The following is a 16796-nucleotide window of genomic DNA, read 5'->3' as shown; positions in this document are numbered from 1 at the left end:
TAACTATTTTTAAAGATTTTATATAGAGAGTGCAATGAGTTTACCCAAAACTGAAGTTTGCAATGTGGTCATTACAGGCAGTACTAAAGGTATTGGTTTAGCCCTTGCCCATGCTTTTTTAGATCTTGGATGTTCTGTTGTCATTGCTGGACGAAACCAAGAGCATCTTAAGCAGGCTCTTTCTCATTTAGAAACTCATTTCAATAAAGAAAAATTCATTGGCCTGTGTTGCGATGTGACTCAAGTGTCTGATGTGCAAACCCTATGGGATGGTGCAATTGAGCGCTTTGGGCAAGTCAATGTGTGGATTAATAACGCAGGAAGCTGCCACCCAACCAAAGACTTCGTTGACCTCCAACCTGATGAATTAAACGCCGCTGTTTCAACCAATATTCTAGGCACGATGTTGGGTTCACAAGTGGCTTTAAAGGGAATGCTTAAACAAGGTTATGGTCAAATCTTTAATATGGAAGGTTGGGGAAGCAACGGCGAATGGAGTGCAGGCATGACGCCTTATGCAACTACAAAACGGGCCGTAAGTTATTTCAGTAAAGCACTTTATAAAGAAACAAAATCGACAGCTATTTTAACTGGCACACTCAGCCCAGGCATGGTTGCAACCGACTTATTAGTTTCTTCTTGGACCAATGGCAACATCCAAAACTGGAAAAAGATGAAACGGTTATTTTTCTTTGTGATTGATCCGCCAGAAGTCGTTTGTGCATATTTAGCAAAGCAAATTATTGAAAATAAAAAAGCCAACCGACGCATCGCTTGGATCACGCCGTGGAAGCTTTTTCTTAGATTTTTGCAGCCTTATTACTGGCGCAGAAACCCAGTTAAAGGCACAGCCTTAGAGCATTTGTAGTCGGGCTTATAATGTGACTAAAAATCTAATCTCACTCAATTAAGATGGTTTGATTAGCAGGCGCATCAGGTTTATTGTTCAGTAAAAGTTCTTCTAAAGAGCGCTTTTACTGATCTTTATACTCATCAAGAATCGTTATCTGAGTTACCTTCTTTATTTAAAATCCGCCCTTCCCGTTTTGGTCGAATCAATGGTGCTGTTGGTCGTGGATGATGAGTATGTGTATATTGCATACCAGCTCCCGCATTTACGTCATCTGCTGCGATTTCAGTTTCAAAGCGCTCATTATCAAGATCTCGAATTTCCTCAGTAATTCTTTCTACTTCATCTTCATCCACACCAAGTTCTTGTAAAATAACTCCCCCAAACTTAATCGCAGATTCAAACGTTTCACGGATCATAAAGTCTACTTTTTGTTTGACTAAATGCAGTGAGTGCTCGCGGTCATATGAACGGACTAATAATTTCGCTAAAGGAAATTCATGTGTGACGAGTTCTACAATTCTATTGGTTGTCTCTTTACTGTCTACACACACCACAATCGCTTGTGCTGTTGCAGCACCAGAAGCATGTAAAATATCTAAGCGACAACCATCCCCATAATAAATTTTAAACCCAAATTTTTCCGCGTTTTGAATCATGTCCGTATTATTATCAATAATGGTGACATCTACGCCTCTTGCCAATAATAATTGACTGGTGACCTGTCCAAAGCGTCCAAATCCAATCATTAAAACGCTACCGCTTAAACCCTCGGCAATATTGACGTTTTCTAATGAAACATTCGCTTTAAATTGAGTAAACCGTTTAAAAATAATACCTACAATTGGAGTCAACACCATTGAAAGCACAACAATAGCGGTAAGATTAGATTTAATTGTACCGTCAATAACTTGTGCACTTAACGCAGCAGAGAAAAGTACAAAGGCAAACTCTCCGCCCTGAGCCATGAGTAAGGCACGGTCCAACGCTTCAGTATGAGGGCTTTTCGTTATTCGAGCGACAATATAAATCATGAGCGCTTTGGCAAGCATCAGCGCAATTACGCCACTGACAATGAGCTGCCAGTTTTGAGCAACCACTGATAAATCCAATGACATGCCGACCCCAAGGAAAAAGAGACCCAGCAAGATTCCTCGGAATGGTTCAATATCAGCTTCAATTTGATGTCTAAAAGTTGATTCAGATAAAAGCACACCAGCTAAGAAAGCACCCATCGCCATGGACAAACCGCTGACTTGCATGAGCAGCGCAGCACCCAATACAACCAATAAGGCGGCAGCAGTCATGACTTCTCGCGCTTTAGCAGCAGCCAAGAGTCTAAATAATGGGTTAAGTAACCAATAACCTGCCGCAATAAGACCTGCAATTGCGATTAAACCAATGCCTATATTTTCTAAACGTACAGATGTGCTTTCGACCACATGATTCGGTGCCATAAAAGCAACAATAGCGAGCAATGGTACAATCAGTAAATCTTCAAATAATAAGATGGCTACAATTTTTTGCCCACGAGGCTGGGTCAAGTCACCGCGATCGCCCAATAGCTGCATCACAATAGCAGTCGACGTTAATACAAACCCTGCTGCACCAATAAAAGCAACTTGCCACGTAAAACCAAATAGCAACCCGACGCCCGTCAAAGCCAGTGCACAAATGATGATCTGTAGTGTGCCAAGGCCAAAAATCTCGCGTCTAAGGCTCCATAAATGTGACGGCTGCATTTCCAAACCAATCAAAAATAGGTACATCACAATGCCTAACTCGGCAATATGTAAAATTGCGGTGGAATCTTGGAAAAAAGCGAAACCGAATGGGCCAATAATCAGACCTGCAATTAAATAACCTAATACCGAACCTAAACCAATACGTTTAAAAATAGGGACTGCAATTACAGCCGCTGCCAATAAAACCACAGGGGCAACTAAGCTAATTGAATGTGCTTCTGCGCTCATACATTTCTCATTTTATTTATCTGCAATTTATTCTATGTGAAACTATGTTTAAGGGCGATTATTAGTTGTGAGAAAAAGAATCCATAAAAAAAGCCCTTACGGGCTTTTTTTGATTAAACAACAAATTTCAACATCAGCTGAATAACCGTTGCATTAATTAAATCGACAAAGAATGCGCCACAAAGCGGAACAATTAAAAATGCCTTATGCGATGGACCATACATGTTCGTAATCGCCTGCATATTAGCAACTGCTGTTGGTGTTGCACCCATACCGAAGCCACAATGCCCTGCTGACAAGACCGCTGCATCATAGTTTTTACCCATAACACGGAAGGTCACAAAAGCAGCATATAACGCCATCGTAATGGTTTGGGCACCTAAAATTACGACAAGCGGCCCAGCCAAATCTGCAAGCTGCCAAAGCTTTAATGAAAGCAATGCCATTGCTAAATAAAGTGATAATGATGCATTACCAAAAACATCAATCGCGCGGTCAAAAATATCAATTTTTAAGACGCTTTCTAAAATGTTTCTTAAAATTACACCGCCACCCAGTGCCCAAACGAAGGTTGGTAACTCAAACCAAGTTCCCTTACTAAAGCCAGTCATAAATTCAGCAAATGCCAAACACGCTGCGAACATACCTAGCGTGGTAATTGCATTGTCAGCAGTAATTAAACGAACTTGATGAGGGTTTTCAAATGGCGCAAGGTCATCAGAATTTTGTTCAACATGACCATCACGCTGTTGGATTTCAGCATTAGTTTTTGGTTGAGCAAGGCTATAACGATTGATAAGCAATTTTGCTAATGGGCCACCAATCACACCACCAATAATTAAACCAAAAGTCGCACTCGCCATTCCTAAAGCGAGAGCACCCTGAATACCATGCTGAGTTTCTAAAATTTCACCCCAAGCTCCGGCTGTACCATGACCACCTGTTAAGGTAATTGAACCCGCAATTAAGCCAATGAGTGGATCAAGACCAAGTAACGTCGCAAGACTCATGCCTACCGCATTTTGCACAACAATGAAAGACGCTACGCAGACTAAGAAGATAACCAAAGCCATACCGCCTTCTTTAAGCTTCATAAAATTGGCACTTAAACCAATCGAAGCAAAGAATACGAGCATAAAGCTGGTTTGTAATTCGCTACTAAAAACAATGCTATATCCCCATATGGTATGGACAAGTAGCGAGACGACCGCAGCAACTAAACCGCCTGCTACAGGTTCGGGAATATTGTAGCGTTTTAAAAAATCAATTCGATTAACAAGAAAGCGGCCCAATAATAAAACGATGACCGCCGAAATTAGTGTATAAAAACCATTAAAAACAAATTCCATATATACTACTTTCTAATTACATTCCTAACGGATTGTAAAATAATTATATTTTATTTTTTAATATGTAAAAAAAACACAAATAAACTTTACAAAATTACCCTAGCAATCAATTTTCACAATTCTTAAGAAAAACTTAAATTTTTAAATATTTTATACAAAATTACACCATACAATTAATTTAGTTATTTAATTTCAAATATTTAACTTCAAATGTTATTAATTAGAAATAATTACCCCTTGATACCTTAAACAGAAAATCCTGTCTTTTAAGTCACTGAACTTAGCTCTCATTCCCTTTAATATTCTTAAAAGACCAGCTCGTTATTGTTCTGGGCAACATCTTTATAGGTTTTATGTTCAATGAGTTTATTGCTTAAAGTTCGACAGAACGTTCCACAGCTACAGTCCATTAAAAAATCTCTTCAGACACGTGCTGGTCAAAAAATACCTCACATGCTGATCAATGCATCGGATCTATTTTTTAGAGGCCCTCAAATTGCCTTGTCAGGAAAAACGCCCTTTGACGTGATTTATAAGCATGAAATTATTAGCTTACGTCATTATAGAAATGAGACGAATACTTCTACACCTCAACACCGCGTACCGTTAGTTATCGTTCCGCCGCTAGCAGTTAACATGCTCATTTATGATTTGTTTCCTACACGCAGCTTTGTCCGCTTCTTTTTAGCACAAGGTTTTGATGTCTATTTAATTGACTGGGGCGTGCCCACCCGACACCAAGCAAAATACAATTTTGGCACCTACATTAAAGTCTTTATGCCTGAAATGTTAAAGCAGGTCCGCTTGCACAGTGGTCAGCAACAGCTTTCTTTACACGGTTGGAGTTTGGGTGGTGCACTTTCACTCTGCTATACCGCATTATTTAAAGACAAAGATATTAAAAACTTAATTATTTTAGCTTCCCCTATCGATACACATAAAGCCGGATATATGGGCAAACTCTATGGCAGCTTAACCAAACCTGCACAATGGGTTCGCAAACATACGCCGTTTCGTATTCGCGACCATGTGCCAAGTGAAGCGTTTCATATTCATGGATGGCAAAACACGCTAGGTTTTAAATTAACGGACCCAATTGGAAATTTAAAAACGTATTGGGAACTTTTTAAAAACCTCGATAACCGAGAATTTATTATTGACCACGCAACTTCTAGTTCATTTATCGATAACATGCTGGCCTATCCAGGCGGTGTCATGCGTGACATCATCCTTCGTTTCTGGATTGATAATGAATTATCCAACGGTGTAGTGAAATTCGGTGAACTTACAGCCTATCTAAAAGATATTGAATGTTCGGTGTTAGCACTGGGTGGTAGTACTGATATTATTGTGACCGCGGATGCTGTTAAGCCACTCATGGATTTAATTAGCAGCCAAGATAAAACATTTAAGGTCGTACCGGGTGGACACATGGGTGTTGTTTCCGGAAGCCAAGCACCTACAGCGGTCTGGCCTGAAATAAGTAATTGGTTAGTTGAGCGTTCAGGTTAGTTCGTTTAAACAATATTGGGAACCAGCGTAGATGTTGTACGCTGGTGAATAGTCCATCTAAATTTTTAAAGATTTTGCACAAATCTTCTAGAACTACACTCACCTCTTTTGTACCGTTCTAAGGGCTAAACTTAAAAATTTATGGGTGGATTGTTATGGGTAACTGGGTGGATATTTCAAAAGATACCAATACAGGTATTGAAACAATCCGTGCCCATTTTACTGGTCATGCTTATGATCCCCACTGGCATTCGAGCTATTTAATTGGTGTAACTGAATCCGGCATTCAACAATTTCATTGTCGTAAAAAGCAAATCAATAGTCATGCGGGGCAAGTCTTTATGCTTGAACCAGAAGAAATCCATGATGGACATGCTCCTGCATCTGATGGCTTTACCTACCAAATGCTCTACCTACATCCAGACTGGTTAAAACAACGTATCCAAGGTTTATTTCATAATAGCCCTGATCAATACGAGTTAGTGATTGATGCACCATTAAAGTCAGATGAACAGCTCGCCATTATTACTTCTCAAGCATTCCAGCATCTGCACTATAAAGAAATGAATATTGTCAAAGATAATAGTCTAGACCTACTTATTCAGTATATCGCACAAGGGAAATGGTTGAAAAAAGCTCACCAATCATCTTCTACTCACACGCCTCAAATCGCATACCAAATCCGAGATATTTTGCATGATCATCTATTTGAAGATATCGGTCTTGAAGACATCGCTCGCATGACAGGCCTAGACCGATATCATATTCACCGCATTTTTAAAGCAACTTTTCACTTAGCACCTCATCAATATCTTATTCAACTCAGGCTTACTCGAGCGCGTGATTTACTCGCCAGAAGCATATCTCCCGCACAGGTTGCTTCAGATTTATGCTTTGCTGACCAAAGTCATTTAAGTCGCTGGTTTAAGCGCTGCTATGGTTTAACACCTGCTGCCTATAGAAAAATCTGCACAAATCTTCAAGATTAAAAATCTTAATTATTTCATCTTATCTCTCCCTATTAACTCAAGTAGACAAGATGGAAAACCTCACTGCATTTTCATTATTTGCTATTGTTGCCTCAATTACTCCCGGTCCAACTAATTTTATAATTTTAAGTTTAAGTAGCCGTTATAAAATTTCTAAAACGTTTCCTGTCATTTTAGGTTCTTGCATCGGGGCTGCTCTACTTGTGCTCATCGTTGGCATTGGGCTAGGTTCAACCCTTCTGGCTTACCCAATTATTCAAAAAATAATGACATTGATTGGTTTAATCTGGCTCACCTCGTTGGCTTGGAAATTATATAGCTATCACCCCACTACTCATTTAGAACAAGATAAACAACAGACTCCTATAGGTTTTAAGGCTGGCTTTTTTATGCAAGCAATTAATCCTAAAACATGGATGATGGCTTTTGCAGTGATTAGTGTCTACACAAAACAAGGGCAAGATATCTGGATAAATGTCTCAATTTTATCCTGCATTTTTTTAGTTATAGCTATTCCTTGCCTATACATGTGGGCCTTAGCGGGTAGGCTAAGTAATCGATTATTTTCACAAACAAAGCATATGAACACTTTTAATAAAATGATGGCACTAACACTACTCATCTCTGTATGGTTGCCAACCCTATCTACTTTTTAATGTATAAATTAGGTCATATAAATTTTTATTATTAATTTTCTATATTAAAAACTACGTACTCTTATAATTTCATAAAATAACTTTTTTACTGAATACTCATTTAATGACCTAATATTTTTTATTTTGAGAAAGATGCCTCCTAAAACACATGTTACTTTTTGTTATTTATGTAAAACTCACATCAACAAAAAAATCAAATAACCATTTGTTAAATATGAATTTCATGTAAATCTTATTTTGTAAATTTTGTCTATTTTTTGAACAAACGTAGGTAATTTCTCACAACCATGTAAGCCAAAACCTACAACATAAGCAATTGTTTTTCCTATAATTAATTTCAGTACATATAAGCACTCTTTACTATTAAATAGAAAGCTGAATATTAATGAAGAGATCTGGAGAATCGGTAACATTATCTTTATTAATATAAAAACTCCTAATAATAGAAAAAGAATCTCAAAAAATTAATATGTACTATCTTTCCTCTGGAAACAGAGGAAAGATAACTTTTAGTCATCAGATAGGATATAGAAAATGTTTATTGCAAAAAATATATTTGTATATTTACTATCAATGTTAGCTTTATGCTTACTGATTATTTTCTTTAACTACCTAGGAATGAACGAAACAACCAACCTTCTGCTCTCTTCTGCACTTTTTGGAATATTTATTACTTGGTATTTCAAAGGTAGCGGACTATGTCTCGCCTTATTTAGCTTTTTTTACTGGGCAATGTTTGTTATTAGCCAAAGTTTAGAAGTGATATCAATGCTCGCAAGTTCAATTATTGTCTATCTTGTTATGACTAAAATCATTCCTAAACTCAAGACCCTCCATATTTGTGATAGCCAAACAACTAGAAAGGGTTCACCCCACGCTTAACCATTCCTACTTTCTTAACTGTATTCATCTTGGTTTGATCAGCAATCAATAATTCATTTAAGAAATTTTTTAAATTCTGCTCATCAAGACGAATGGGATTAAAACTAGTTTCTCCCATACTTAAAAAGAAAGATTCAATATTTGTATTACGCTGTACATATTTCATTGACCAACGCTGAAAAGAATTCTTCTCAATGGAATATGTACATAGCCATTTAACATTGTAGTGTCTTTGATCATTTTTAATTTTTTCAAATAATCTTTCCACTAACTCTTTTTCACCTTCTAGGCATTGAAAGAAAGCATTATCAGCATAATAGAGCACACCACAAATTTGATTAAAATCATTGAAATTTCGAGCTTCTGTCAAGATATCACGTAAATCTTGCAGTAAGTCTTCATTTTTTTCGTTTCGTTGGCTGGCATAACACAGTCGAACGTTCATTAACAATTCCGTGAAATATAAAATTTCTTTATCTGAAGATTCTTCAATCTAACATATATCTATTCCTGATAATTTATATTTCTTCCCTATGCTAAGCATTAAACAAATGGCTGATTTTAGAGATAAGAGATAAGAGATAAGAGATAAGAGATAAGAGATAAGAGATAAGAGATAAGAGATAAGAGATAAGAGATAAGAGATAAGAGATAAGAGATAAGAGATAAGAGATAAGAGATAAGAGATAAGAGATAAGAGATAAGAGATAAGAGATAAGAGATAAGAGATAAGAGATAAGAGATATTATTAGACTTACATACTGGATATAAAATAAAAAGCCCTCTTATAGAGGGCTTTTATAGCATTTAAAAGAACAACAGAATTTCTTTTAAACGACTAAAATAAAAAAAAGCACTAAAAAGTGCTTTTTTTCTTACTGAAATATTATTGTGGAATAATATTTACAGCATTTGGGCCTTTTTGCCCTTGAGTAACAGTAAACGTTACACGTTGACCTTCGTGCAAAGTTTTGAAACCTGAGCCAGAAATTTCTTTGAAGTGAGCAAACACATCTGGACCATTATCTTGTTGAATGAAACCGAAACCTTTAGTTTCGTTAAACCATTTTACTGTACCACTTACTGTATTAGACATGATATATCCTACTGATTTCTAATATTTTAGTATCATTTAATAATGACACTAACATAACTTTGAAAAAAGAATAACAAATTGAGTTAAGATCTTAAAAAACGAAGGATTATGACTAAAACTACGATACTTTAAAGAAGATTTACTAACAAGACTTTTTTCTAGTTAAGAGCATGATACATGAAATAAATTTCTATTCAAGCTTTTTATGAAAAAAATTTTATAAATTATAATAAAAATCAGAAAAACAATAACTTAATAAAGCAACTAAAAATTTAGTATATTCCCTACTTAACCAACACCTTACGTCTAATTAGTTAAAATATCGAGGAACAGAAAGATAACTGTTTATGACTTATCAAGCGGCAGATGAAAATATGAACGAAGACTTGAAATAATTTGAGCTTTAAAAATTCAGGCAATAAAAAAACTCCTAAAAAGGAGCTTCATTTTTAAATCATTGGCAGAGGATCAAGGACTCGAACCTTGACGAACGGTTTTGGAGACCGTCATGCTACCATTACACCAATCCTCTATATTTATGATTAAATAGCTAATGATTTAATCATAAAAAAAGCAAGAACATCGTCTTGCTTCCTTTAATGGTGGGGGCGAAGAGACTCGAACTCTTACACCTTGCGGCGCTGGAACCTAAATCCAGTGCGTCTACCAATTTCGCCACGCCCCCATCTGGGACATTTATTTAAAATAAATGTGGCAGAGGATCAAGGACTCGAACCTTGACGAACGGTTTTGGAGACCGTCATGCTACCATTACACCAATCCTCTTCCAAGATCTAGATGACTTAACATCCAAATCAACTTTAAGATTTAACTTAAAGTGGTGGGGGCGAAGAGACTCGAACTCTTACACCTTGCGGCGCTGGAACCTAAATCCAGTGCGTCTACCAATTTCGCCACGCCCCCGATGGCTGTGTATATTAGCGATAAGATCTAACAGTGACAAGTGTTTTTTTTCTAAAAAAAACTGACCGTGTAAATTGTATACAGATACTAGATCAATGATTTTTATCAGATTGAAACTGCTTTTAAACAATTCAGCGCTTCAAACGCGTTTGCAAACCTATTTTTTTGTTGTTTTTGCAATAAACCTGAAAGTAATAGATAAAAATTCATAAACTGTGTTGGTAATTGAATGGTTAAATTTTGGCAATGCAATACTGCCCAATCATAGTAACTCCCTGCTTCTAAGCGAGTTTGGGTTAACCATTCATACAAAACAATTCCAAATGCATATAAATCGCTTTGTAGGCTTTTGCGATGACCTTGATAGAGTTCAGGTGCCATATAACGTGGTGTTGCATCCATCACTGAATCTGAACTCGTCAAAAGTCGGGCTTTCTCAAAATCAATCAAGTAAGGTTTTTGCTCAAACTTTCGAAAATGCTCTTTCTTAATATCCCCATGAATCCAACCCAATCTATGAAGTTCCGCGAGCTTATCTAGTGCGAACCAAATCGTATGATACACATCAATTAAATTAGTTTCATGAGGCAATGAACCAAACCACAAATCAGTATCAGGTAAAATTAAAACCTGACCTAAAGAATGGTTTAATTGAGGAATGGTACTAACTTCCATTAATTTATGGGGCAAAAGCCACGCAGGTTTCTTGTGATTAATTTCTTCGTAAAACCATTGTTCATATATGAAATCTTGCTCACTTTGAACATGCGTTTCAGGTAAATGATATTTTAACCAGTAATTTCTAGCATCTACAGAACATGTCCATAGATGCCGTCCTAAAGCTGAACTTGTGGGCTTTGTAACACATGTTAAGTTTTCAATATGAGAAGCAAAATCATGCTTCAGCATAGTAAGACTCTGGCTGTTGTTGCTTTTCTTCAAAACGCAAAACTTCTAAACAATGCTGAATCGTCTTGCCAATACGAGCATGGGTCTCAATCGAAGAAATTTTTGGCCAAGTTGCGCGTTCCCCTTCTCGTTGCAAACGTTTAAACAAATGTGGACGCGGGTTTTGTAAAGTATAGGTATAGTGACTCAAGCCATATTTAGCAATAATATTAACATCGCCATAATAACGCTGCCCCATTACGCCATATCCATGATCTAGCAATCTCCTAATCGGAGAAATAGAACCAAGTCTTTGACGCGTAAAGTCCATAATTCCCATTGACAATACTTTGCCTTGACGTCTTAAAATACGTTCTGGCCAGCTTAAAACATCTTTACGAAAGCGGTCTGCATCATCTTGCATAAATGGCACAATATGCGGGTTAACCTGACTGGCGATGGTGTAATTTAAATTATATAGACGCGCCATTCTTTCTTGCGGAAAATCATTTCTTACACTGCCATCTACCCATTTTGTATTTGCCATATAAGGGGTATGTTCACCGTCATAACGTTTACTGGTTAAACGCACTGGTGGAAATAACACAGGTACGGCACATGAAGCCAACACAGCACTCCATACCAAAACGTTCGGAGTCATAATGGCATTCATAATTCGCGGGTTTTCTGTTGCATCATAGGGTGCAACCGCAACATTAATATTTAAACCAGATTTTTTGAAAGCTTCCTCAAAGGTAAGATCACCCAGATTTTCAACAAGGAACTTTTTCAAATAGTGCACATCGGCAATTCCACCATTTCCTTTAATGAGTTCACGAAGTTTTCTAAAATGAAAAGCATCACTAAAGAATTGTTCTCCATTTAATAAATTTTGAACATCTTCACTGGCAGAAGTTCCGAGCATGCCTGTCATAATTGCCCCTGCACTTGAGCCAGACAACACTTTAGGCATTAGATCTTGTTCAATTAAAGCTTTACACACCCCAGTGTGAAAAAGCCCCAAAGTCGCTCCACCCGAGAACATAAGGGCCGGTTGTCCATATGCTTTTTCACAATTTTCAAAAAACTCAATTTTTTCTTTGCGTTGGAAAGTAATACATTCACTTGAAGCTATATAGGCCAAGCTTTGGCTAACTTCTTCAATATAATCTTCAATTAGTTTTTTTGTGCCCACATGCGTTGCGGCAAAAAGCATTGGGTGACCAATATTTGCAATATCGTAGGTTAGGCCTTCTTTGAGTAAATAAATGAGGTCTAGCGTTCGATGTTGCTGACGATATCTTTTCAGTAAGGTATATCGATAAGAAATGAGCTCTGCATCAAAATAAGGTGAACTATTATCGAACTTCCACTCTTGCACCCCTGTTTCTTCATCTAGTTTTAATGCAAAAGACTTCCACTCTTCATAAGATTCAGCCATGTCTAATTGACGTTGTAATTTTTTGATACGGTAAGCCTGATGCGGATTCATATCACTTCGTATTTTTTCAAACATATTTCGTCCTCATCTTCACAGATGATTTTACTAAATAGACATGACCACACTATGCGCGGTCTGAAGATTTCAATCAATTGCAAAACCGATAAACTGTATAGCAACAACTTTTTTGTCAGCCTGTTAATTTCGGTGTTAGTATCCTAGTAAATTACTGTTTAACATGATTGACTTACCATGGCTACCATTGATTTACCAGACAATTTAGTTCAGACATTATCACTTGTATTAAATCAGTTACAGCAGGTCTTACCTGAACCTAAACAAGAAACAGATTTTACTGCACCTGCTTTTAGATGGGAAAATCAGCAACTTAAAGCCATCCATACCCCAAAAAATATTTATTTAGATGACTTAAAAGGCATTCAGCGCCAAAAAGAAAAAATCATTCAAAATACTCTCCAATTTTTAAATGGCTTACCAGCAAATGATGTACTTTTAACGGGCTCACGTGGTACAGGTAAATCATCTATTGTTCGTGCTTTATTGACTGAATATGCCCCTCAAGGGTTACGTTTAATTGAAATTGAACGTGATGACTTGGCAGATTTACCTAAAATTCAAAAAATCATTCAAAATCGACCTGAAAAATACATCGTATATTGCGATGACTTGGCTTTTAATGCTGAAGATGAAAACTATCGTAGTTTAAAAAGTGTATTGGACGGCTCATTACAATCTGGTGCGAGTAATTTTATTATTTATGCGACCAGTAACCGTCGCCATTTGTTACCCGAATTCATGCATGAAAATACACCTGTAACCAAGGTCGATGTTCCTCAATATACTGAACTACACCCTCAAGAAGCGATTGAAGAAAAGATCTCTTTGTCAGATCGTTTTGGTTTGTGGTTATCTTTTTATCCAATGGATCAGAATTTATATTTAGAAATCGTAGAACATTATATTCAAAAGGCAAATATGCCTTTTAATGATGAAGTTCGTGCCGAGAGTTTACGTTGGTGCCAAATGCGTGGTCAGCGCTCTGGCCGTGCTGCTTACCAGTTCTCAAAGCACTGGATTGGTTTAAATGGCTTAAAACAGTTGTCTAACAATTAAACGACGAATGTCCTGCAAAGCCTTAGCTTTGGCCTGAAAACCGCTTAGATTTTGCAATTGTTTTTCATAACCTAAAACAAAGATAGTCCTATCCTTATTTAGGTTTATATATGAAAAAACAATTGCCAAAAATTTCTATAGGCAGCAAAGTCCTTGGTAAAAGCTTATTGCTCGTGCAAGGCGCCTTGGATCAAGCAGAAAAATACTCAACTCTTCCTTTTACTCAGTCTCATATCATCCGCCCACGAGTTGATGAAAAATATTATAGCTGGACACATTACGGTATCTTTTTCCCCCTTTTACCCGAACCACATCGTTATTTAAACATTATGATTTTATTAGGCACGCCCGGTGCGCTAGCCTTTGATCATGACGACATAATTAATGAGGACCCAAGAAAAACAGCCACGTTCTTTTCAAGTACTGCCGCGGTTGAGCAAGCTTTGCTTAAGGCGTATATCATTCCCAAAGAGACACAAATTAATAAAGATGGAAGCTTAATAGAATTAGGCAAAGAGATTTCAATTCAAGGAAAATTCCCGCAAGTTCATATCCATGGACATTATGATGGGCTTGATTTCGACTTTGATATTGATGTTACATCACATGTTTCGTGGTTTATAAAAACACCGATTTATGATCATTTTAGTTTATTAGCAAAATTTAAAGGCTTTTTAAGTTATCAAGCAGAACGCATTGAAAGTGAAGGACTCTGTACGTATGAATATGCACGAGCAGTTGGTCCACATAGTTTCATAAACAAACTTCTTCCTGACGTTTATAAACTGCCGCTTGATTTTTTTACTTATCAAATTATTAATTTAAACGAGACCACTCAACTTCTTCTTACTAAAGCAGATATTGCAGGACAGACAGTAGCTTACACCCTGCATATTAGATATCTTGAGCGACCCGCAGAAATTTATACAGATATTAGCTTTGACGTTATTTCTCATCAAGTCGATGACTACATCTCACCGACTGGAGAAAAAATGCAACTTCCGAAATACTTTTCGTGGATTGCTCGAAATGAGAATAAACAAATTATTTTGAATATTCAGGCAGAAATTGACTGCCCATTCCGCTATGGTCATGGGCGTGGTTATGCTAGTGGCTATAAATTTACTGGTAATTACTTCGGCAATGAAGTTCAAGGCCGTGGCTATATCGAATACATTGATATCGAAAATCAAGCTGTCTTTGAAGATGAGTAACTTTATTCAGGAATAGACAATTCCGTCATTGGCCAACGTGGGGTTGTGGTTACAGCCAAACCATCATGTTGACCTGCTTTTAAACGTTGATAACCTGCAAATGCAATCATTGCACCATTATCAGTACATAAGGCCGGTTCAGCATAGTAAACTTGTGCCTTAATTTTACCCAATGAAGTTTCTAATTGCTCGCGTAAACGTAAATTTGCGCTTACGCCACCTGCGATAACTAAACGTTTCAGTCCAGTTTGCTTTAGAGCTTTTACTGATTTTTTTACAAGCGTATCTACAATTGCTTCTTGAAATGAAGCTGCAATATCCGCGTCTCGGTTTTCACCATTCAATTTTTTCAATTGCACAGAAACTGCTGTTTTTAAACCACTAAAAGAAAAATCTAAACCTTGGTGAAGCATTGGTCGTGGAAATTCAAACGCTGACGGATTACCGCTTAAAGCTAGTTTTGCAATATTTGGACCGCCTGGGTATGGCAAGCTCATCATTTTTGCAACTTTATCAAAAGCTTCACCAGCCGCATCATCAATAGACTCACCCAAGAGTTCATATTGACCAATACCGTGAGCTGCCATTAATTGTGTATGTCCACCTGAAACTAATAAGGCAACAAATGGAAATTCGGGTGGTTGACTTGAGAGTAGAGGTGCCAACATGTGCCCCTCCATATGGTGAACGCCAATTGCAGGTTTATTTAAAGAAAAAGCTAAAGTTCTTCCAAATAAAGCTCCTGTCATTAAGGCTCCCATTAAGCCAGGACCACGCGTATAAGCAACTGCATCAATCTCTTGCTTTTTTATTCCGCTTTGTTCAAGCAATTGATTCATTAAAGGAATTAATTTACGAACATGGTCACGAGAAGCAAGTTCAGGTACTACCCCACCATATTCGGCATGAAGTTTAATCTGGCTATAAAGAACCTGTCCCCGTAAGCCGAGTTCGCTATCATAAAGTGCCAACCCTGTTTCATCACAAGAAGTTTCCAAGCCTAAAACAATCATCAAAACTGCCTTTTATATGAGTCAAAATATTGCAATCGCTATTATAGACTTGTGATATGAGTTGTAAATGAGTAAAATACTGACCTTCACTTGTGATCCGGCACAATAGTGTGCTTGATCTTATCCATAATCTAGAGGATTTTACATGCCACAAGTTAAGTTGAAAGAAGGCGAACCAGTTGACGTAGCTATCCGTCGTTTCAAACGTTCATGCGAAAAAGCTGGTGTTTTAGCAGACGTTCGTAAACGCGAATTCTACGAAAAACCAACTCAAGAACGTAAGCGCAAAAAAGCTGCTGCAGTTAAACGCTACCAAAAGAAATTGGCTCGCGAATCTGTACGTACTACTCGCCTTTACTAATTAATTTGTGATTGACTGCTGAATTATGACTACTTTAAAAAACCAAATTACTGATGCATTAAAAACTTCTATGCGTGCCAAAGATATGGCAACAGTGACGGTTTTGCGTGGTCTACAAGCAGCAATTAAGCAAATCGAAGTTGATGAGCGCACAGAGCTTGGCGACGCTCAGGTTCTTGCGGTCATTGAAAAGCAAATTAAACAACGTAAAGAATCGATCAAAGCCTTTGAAGGTGCTGGTCGTGATGATTTAGCTAGTAAAGAACAAGCCGAAGCTGAGATTCTATCTCAGTTTCTACCAGAAGCTATGACTGAGGAAGAGCTTGATTCTCTTATTGAGCAAACGATTTCTGCTCAAGAAGCAACTAGCATGAAAGATATGGGTAAGGTGATGAATTCTCTACGTCCGATCATAGCCGGGCGTGCCGATCCTTCTATCGTTTCAGCAAAAATTAAAGCTAAATTAGCTTAATTTCCTCTCTTAAATTTTATATTCCTTCAAACCAAAATTCCT

General features: G+C 37.3%; 16 protein-coding genes and 4 tRNA genes. 9 read left to right on the top strand and 11 right to left on the bottom strand.

Translation table 11 applies throughout. From position 1 onward, the window contains the following. Positions 1-34 precede the first annotated feature (34 nt). On the top strand, positions 35-868 hold the full coding sequence (locus ACB088_RS03685; protein WP_375038038.1) for an SDR family NAD(P)-dependent oxidoreductase: 834 nt from the start codon (positions 35-37) through the stop codon (positions 866-868). A 125-nt stretch (positions 869-993) separates the two neighbouring features. Here ACB088_RS03685 and ACB088_RS03680 read toward each other — a convergent pair whose 3' ends face one another. Both ACB088_RS03680 and gltS read right to left on the bottom strand, forming a co-directional pair. Further along, positions 994-2823, bottom strand: a complete 1830-nt coding sequence (locus ACB088_RS03680) for a monovalent cation:proton antiporter-2 (CPA2) family protein (RefSeq protein WP_375038037.1) — start codon at positions 2821-2823, stop codon at positions 994-996. A gap of 113 nt (positions 2824-2936) precedes the next feature. Beyond that, a complete protein-coding gene (gene gltS, locus ACB088_RS03675) occupies positions 2937-4172 on the bottom strand; it encodes a sodium/glutamate symporter (RefSeq protein WP_003650798.1) in 1236 nt (411 codons plus the stop codon). A gap of 360 nt (positions 4173-4532) precedes the next feature. Between gltS and ACB088_RS03670 the strand changes: the two genes are divergently transcribed. The 4 genes from ACB088_RS03670 (at position 4533) to ACB088_RS03655 (ending at position 8211) form a co-directional block, all read left to right on the top strand. Further along, a complete protein-coding gene (locus ACB088_RS03670) occupies positions 4533-5684 on the top strand; it encodes an alpha/beta fold hydrolase (RefSeq protein WP_375038036.1) in 1152 nt (383 codons plus the stop codon). Positions 5685-5839: 155 nt separating this feature from the next. Then, positions 5840-6673: an AraC family transcriptional regulator gene (locus tag ACB088_RS03665; RefSeq protein WP_375038035.1), complete on the top strand. Its 834-nt coding sequence runs from the start codon at positions 5840-5842 to the stop codon at positions 6671-6673. 50 nt (positions 6674-6723) lie between these two features. Continuing rightward, positions 6724-7329, top strand: a complete 606-nt coding sequence (locus ACB088_RS03660) for a LysE family translocator (RefSeq protein WP_375038034.1) — start codon at positions 6724-6726, stop codon at positions 7327-7329. Between the two features lie 534 nt (positions 7330-7863). Next, positions 7864-8211: a hypothetical protein gene (locus tag ACB088_RS03655; RefSeq protein WP_307008849.1), complete on the top strand. Its 348-nt coding sequence runs from the start codon at positions 7864-7866 to the stop codon at positions 8209-8211. Here ACB088_RS03655 and ACB088_RS03650 read toward each other — a convergent pair. The 8 genes from ACB088_RS03650 to ACB088_RS03615 form a co-directional block, all read right to left on the bottom strand. After that, on the bottom strand, positions 8186-8656 hold the full coding sequence (locus ACB088_RS03650) for an AnBLUF65 family BLUF photoreceptors (protein ID WP_375038033.1): 471 nt from the start codon (positions 8654-8656) through the stop codon (positions 8186-8188). The genes ACB088_RS03655 and ACB088_RS03650 overlap by 26 nt on opposite strands. 441 nt (positions 8657-9097) lie before the next feature. Continuing rightward, the gene (locus tag ACB088_RS03645) at positions 9098-9307 is read right to left on the bottom strand and encodes a cold-shock protein (protein ID WP_003650775.1); all 210 of its coding nucleotides are present in this window, start codon (positions 9305-9307) and stop codon (positions 9098-9100) included. 458 nt (positions 9308-9765) lie between these two features. Next, positions 9766-9839, bottom strand: a tRNA-Trp gene (locus ACB088_RS03640). A 68-nt stretch (positions 9840-9907) separates the two neighbouring features. Continuing rightward, positions 9908-9992: transfer RNA gene (locus tag ACB088_RS03635), tRNA-Leu, on the bottom strand. A gap of 27 nt (positions 9993-10019) precedes the next feature. After that, positions 10020-10093, bottom strand: a tRNA-Trp gene (locus ACB088_RS03630). Positions 10094-10146: 53 nt separating this feature from the next. After that, positions 10147-10231, bottom strand: a tRNA-Leu gene (locus ACB088_RS03625). Between the two features lie 105 nt (positions 10232-10336). Beyond that, positions 10337-11140: a protein kinase gene (locus ACB088_RS03620; RefSeq protein WP_375038032.1), complete on the bottom strand. Its 804-nt coding sequence runs from the start codon at positions 11138-11140 to the stop codon at positions 10337-10339. Further along, positions 11127-12635: a DUF3336 domain-containing protein gene (locus ACB088_RS03615; protein ID WP_092706157.1), complete on the bottom strand. Its 1509-nt coding sequence runs from the start codon at positions 12633-12635 to the stop codon at positions 11127-11129. Before ACB088_RS03615 ends, ACB088_RS03620 begins: the two co-directional genes overlap by 14 nt. Positions 12636-12812: 177 nt before the next feature. Here ACB088_RS03615 and ACB088_RS03610 point away from each other — a divergent pair, with 177 nt between their 5' ends. Both ACB088_RS03610 and ACB088_RS03605 read left to right on the top strand, forming a co-directional pair. Next, positions 12813-13694 (top strand): ATP-binding protein, encoded by an 882-nt coding sequence (locus ACB088_RS03610; protein WP_375038031.1) that lies wholly within the window; start codon positions 12813-12815, stop codon positions 13692-13694. Positions 13695-13804: 110 nt separating this feature from the next. Beyond that, the gene (locus tag ACB088_RS03605) at positions 13805-14908 is read left to right on the top strand and encodes a DUF6670 family protein (RefSeq protein ID WP_307011704.1); all 1104 of its coding nucleotides are present in this window, start codon (positions 13805-13807) and stop codon (positions 14906-14908) included. 2 nt (positions 14909-14910) lie between these two features. On the opposite strand, the gene tsaD is transcribed toward ACB088_RS03605, so the two are convergent. Continuing rightward, a complete protein-coding gene (tsaD, locus tag ACB088_RS03600; protein WP_199990481.1) occupies positions 14911-15921 on the bottom strand; it encodes a tRNA (adenosine(37)-N6)-threonylcarbamoyltransferase complex transferase subunit TsaD in 1011 nt (336 codons plus the stop codon). A gap of 145 nt (positions 15922-16066) precedes the next feature. Between tsaD and rpsU the strand changes: the two genes are divergently transcribed. Both rpsU and ACB088_RS03590 read left to right on the top strand, forming a co-directional pair. Beyond that, a complete protein-coding gene (gene rpsU / locus ACB088_RS03595; RefSeq protein ID WP_001136722.1) occupies positions 16067-16282 on the top strand; it encodes a 30S ribosomal protein S21 in 216 nt (71 codons plus the stop codon). Between the two features lie 25 nt (positions 16283-16307). Further along, entirely contained in the window at positions 16308-16754 is a 447-nt protein-coding gene (locus ACB088_RS03590) for a GatB/YqeY domain-containing protein (protein WP_133746963.1), read from the top strand. The last annotated feature ends 42 nt before the right edge of the window (positions 16755-16796 follow it).

Source organism: Acinetobacter sp. RW6 (assembly GCF_041956835.1).
GTDB lineage: Bacteria > Pseudomonadota > Gammaproteobacteria > Pseudomonadales > Moraxellaceae > Acinetobacter > Acinetobacter calcoaceticus.
Note: the sequence above shows the minus strand (reverse complement) of the source record. Positions and strands in the feature narration are given on the sequence as shown.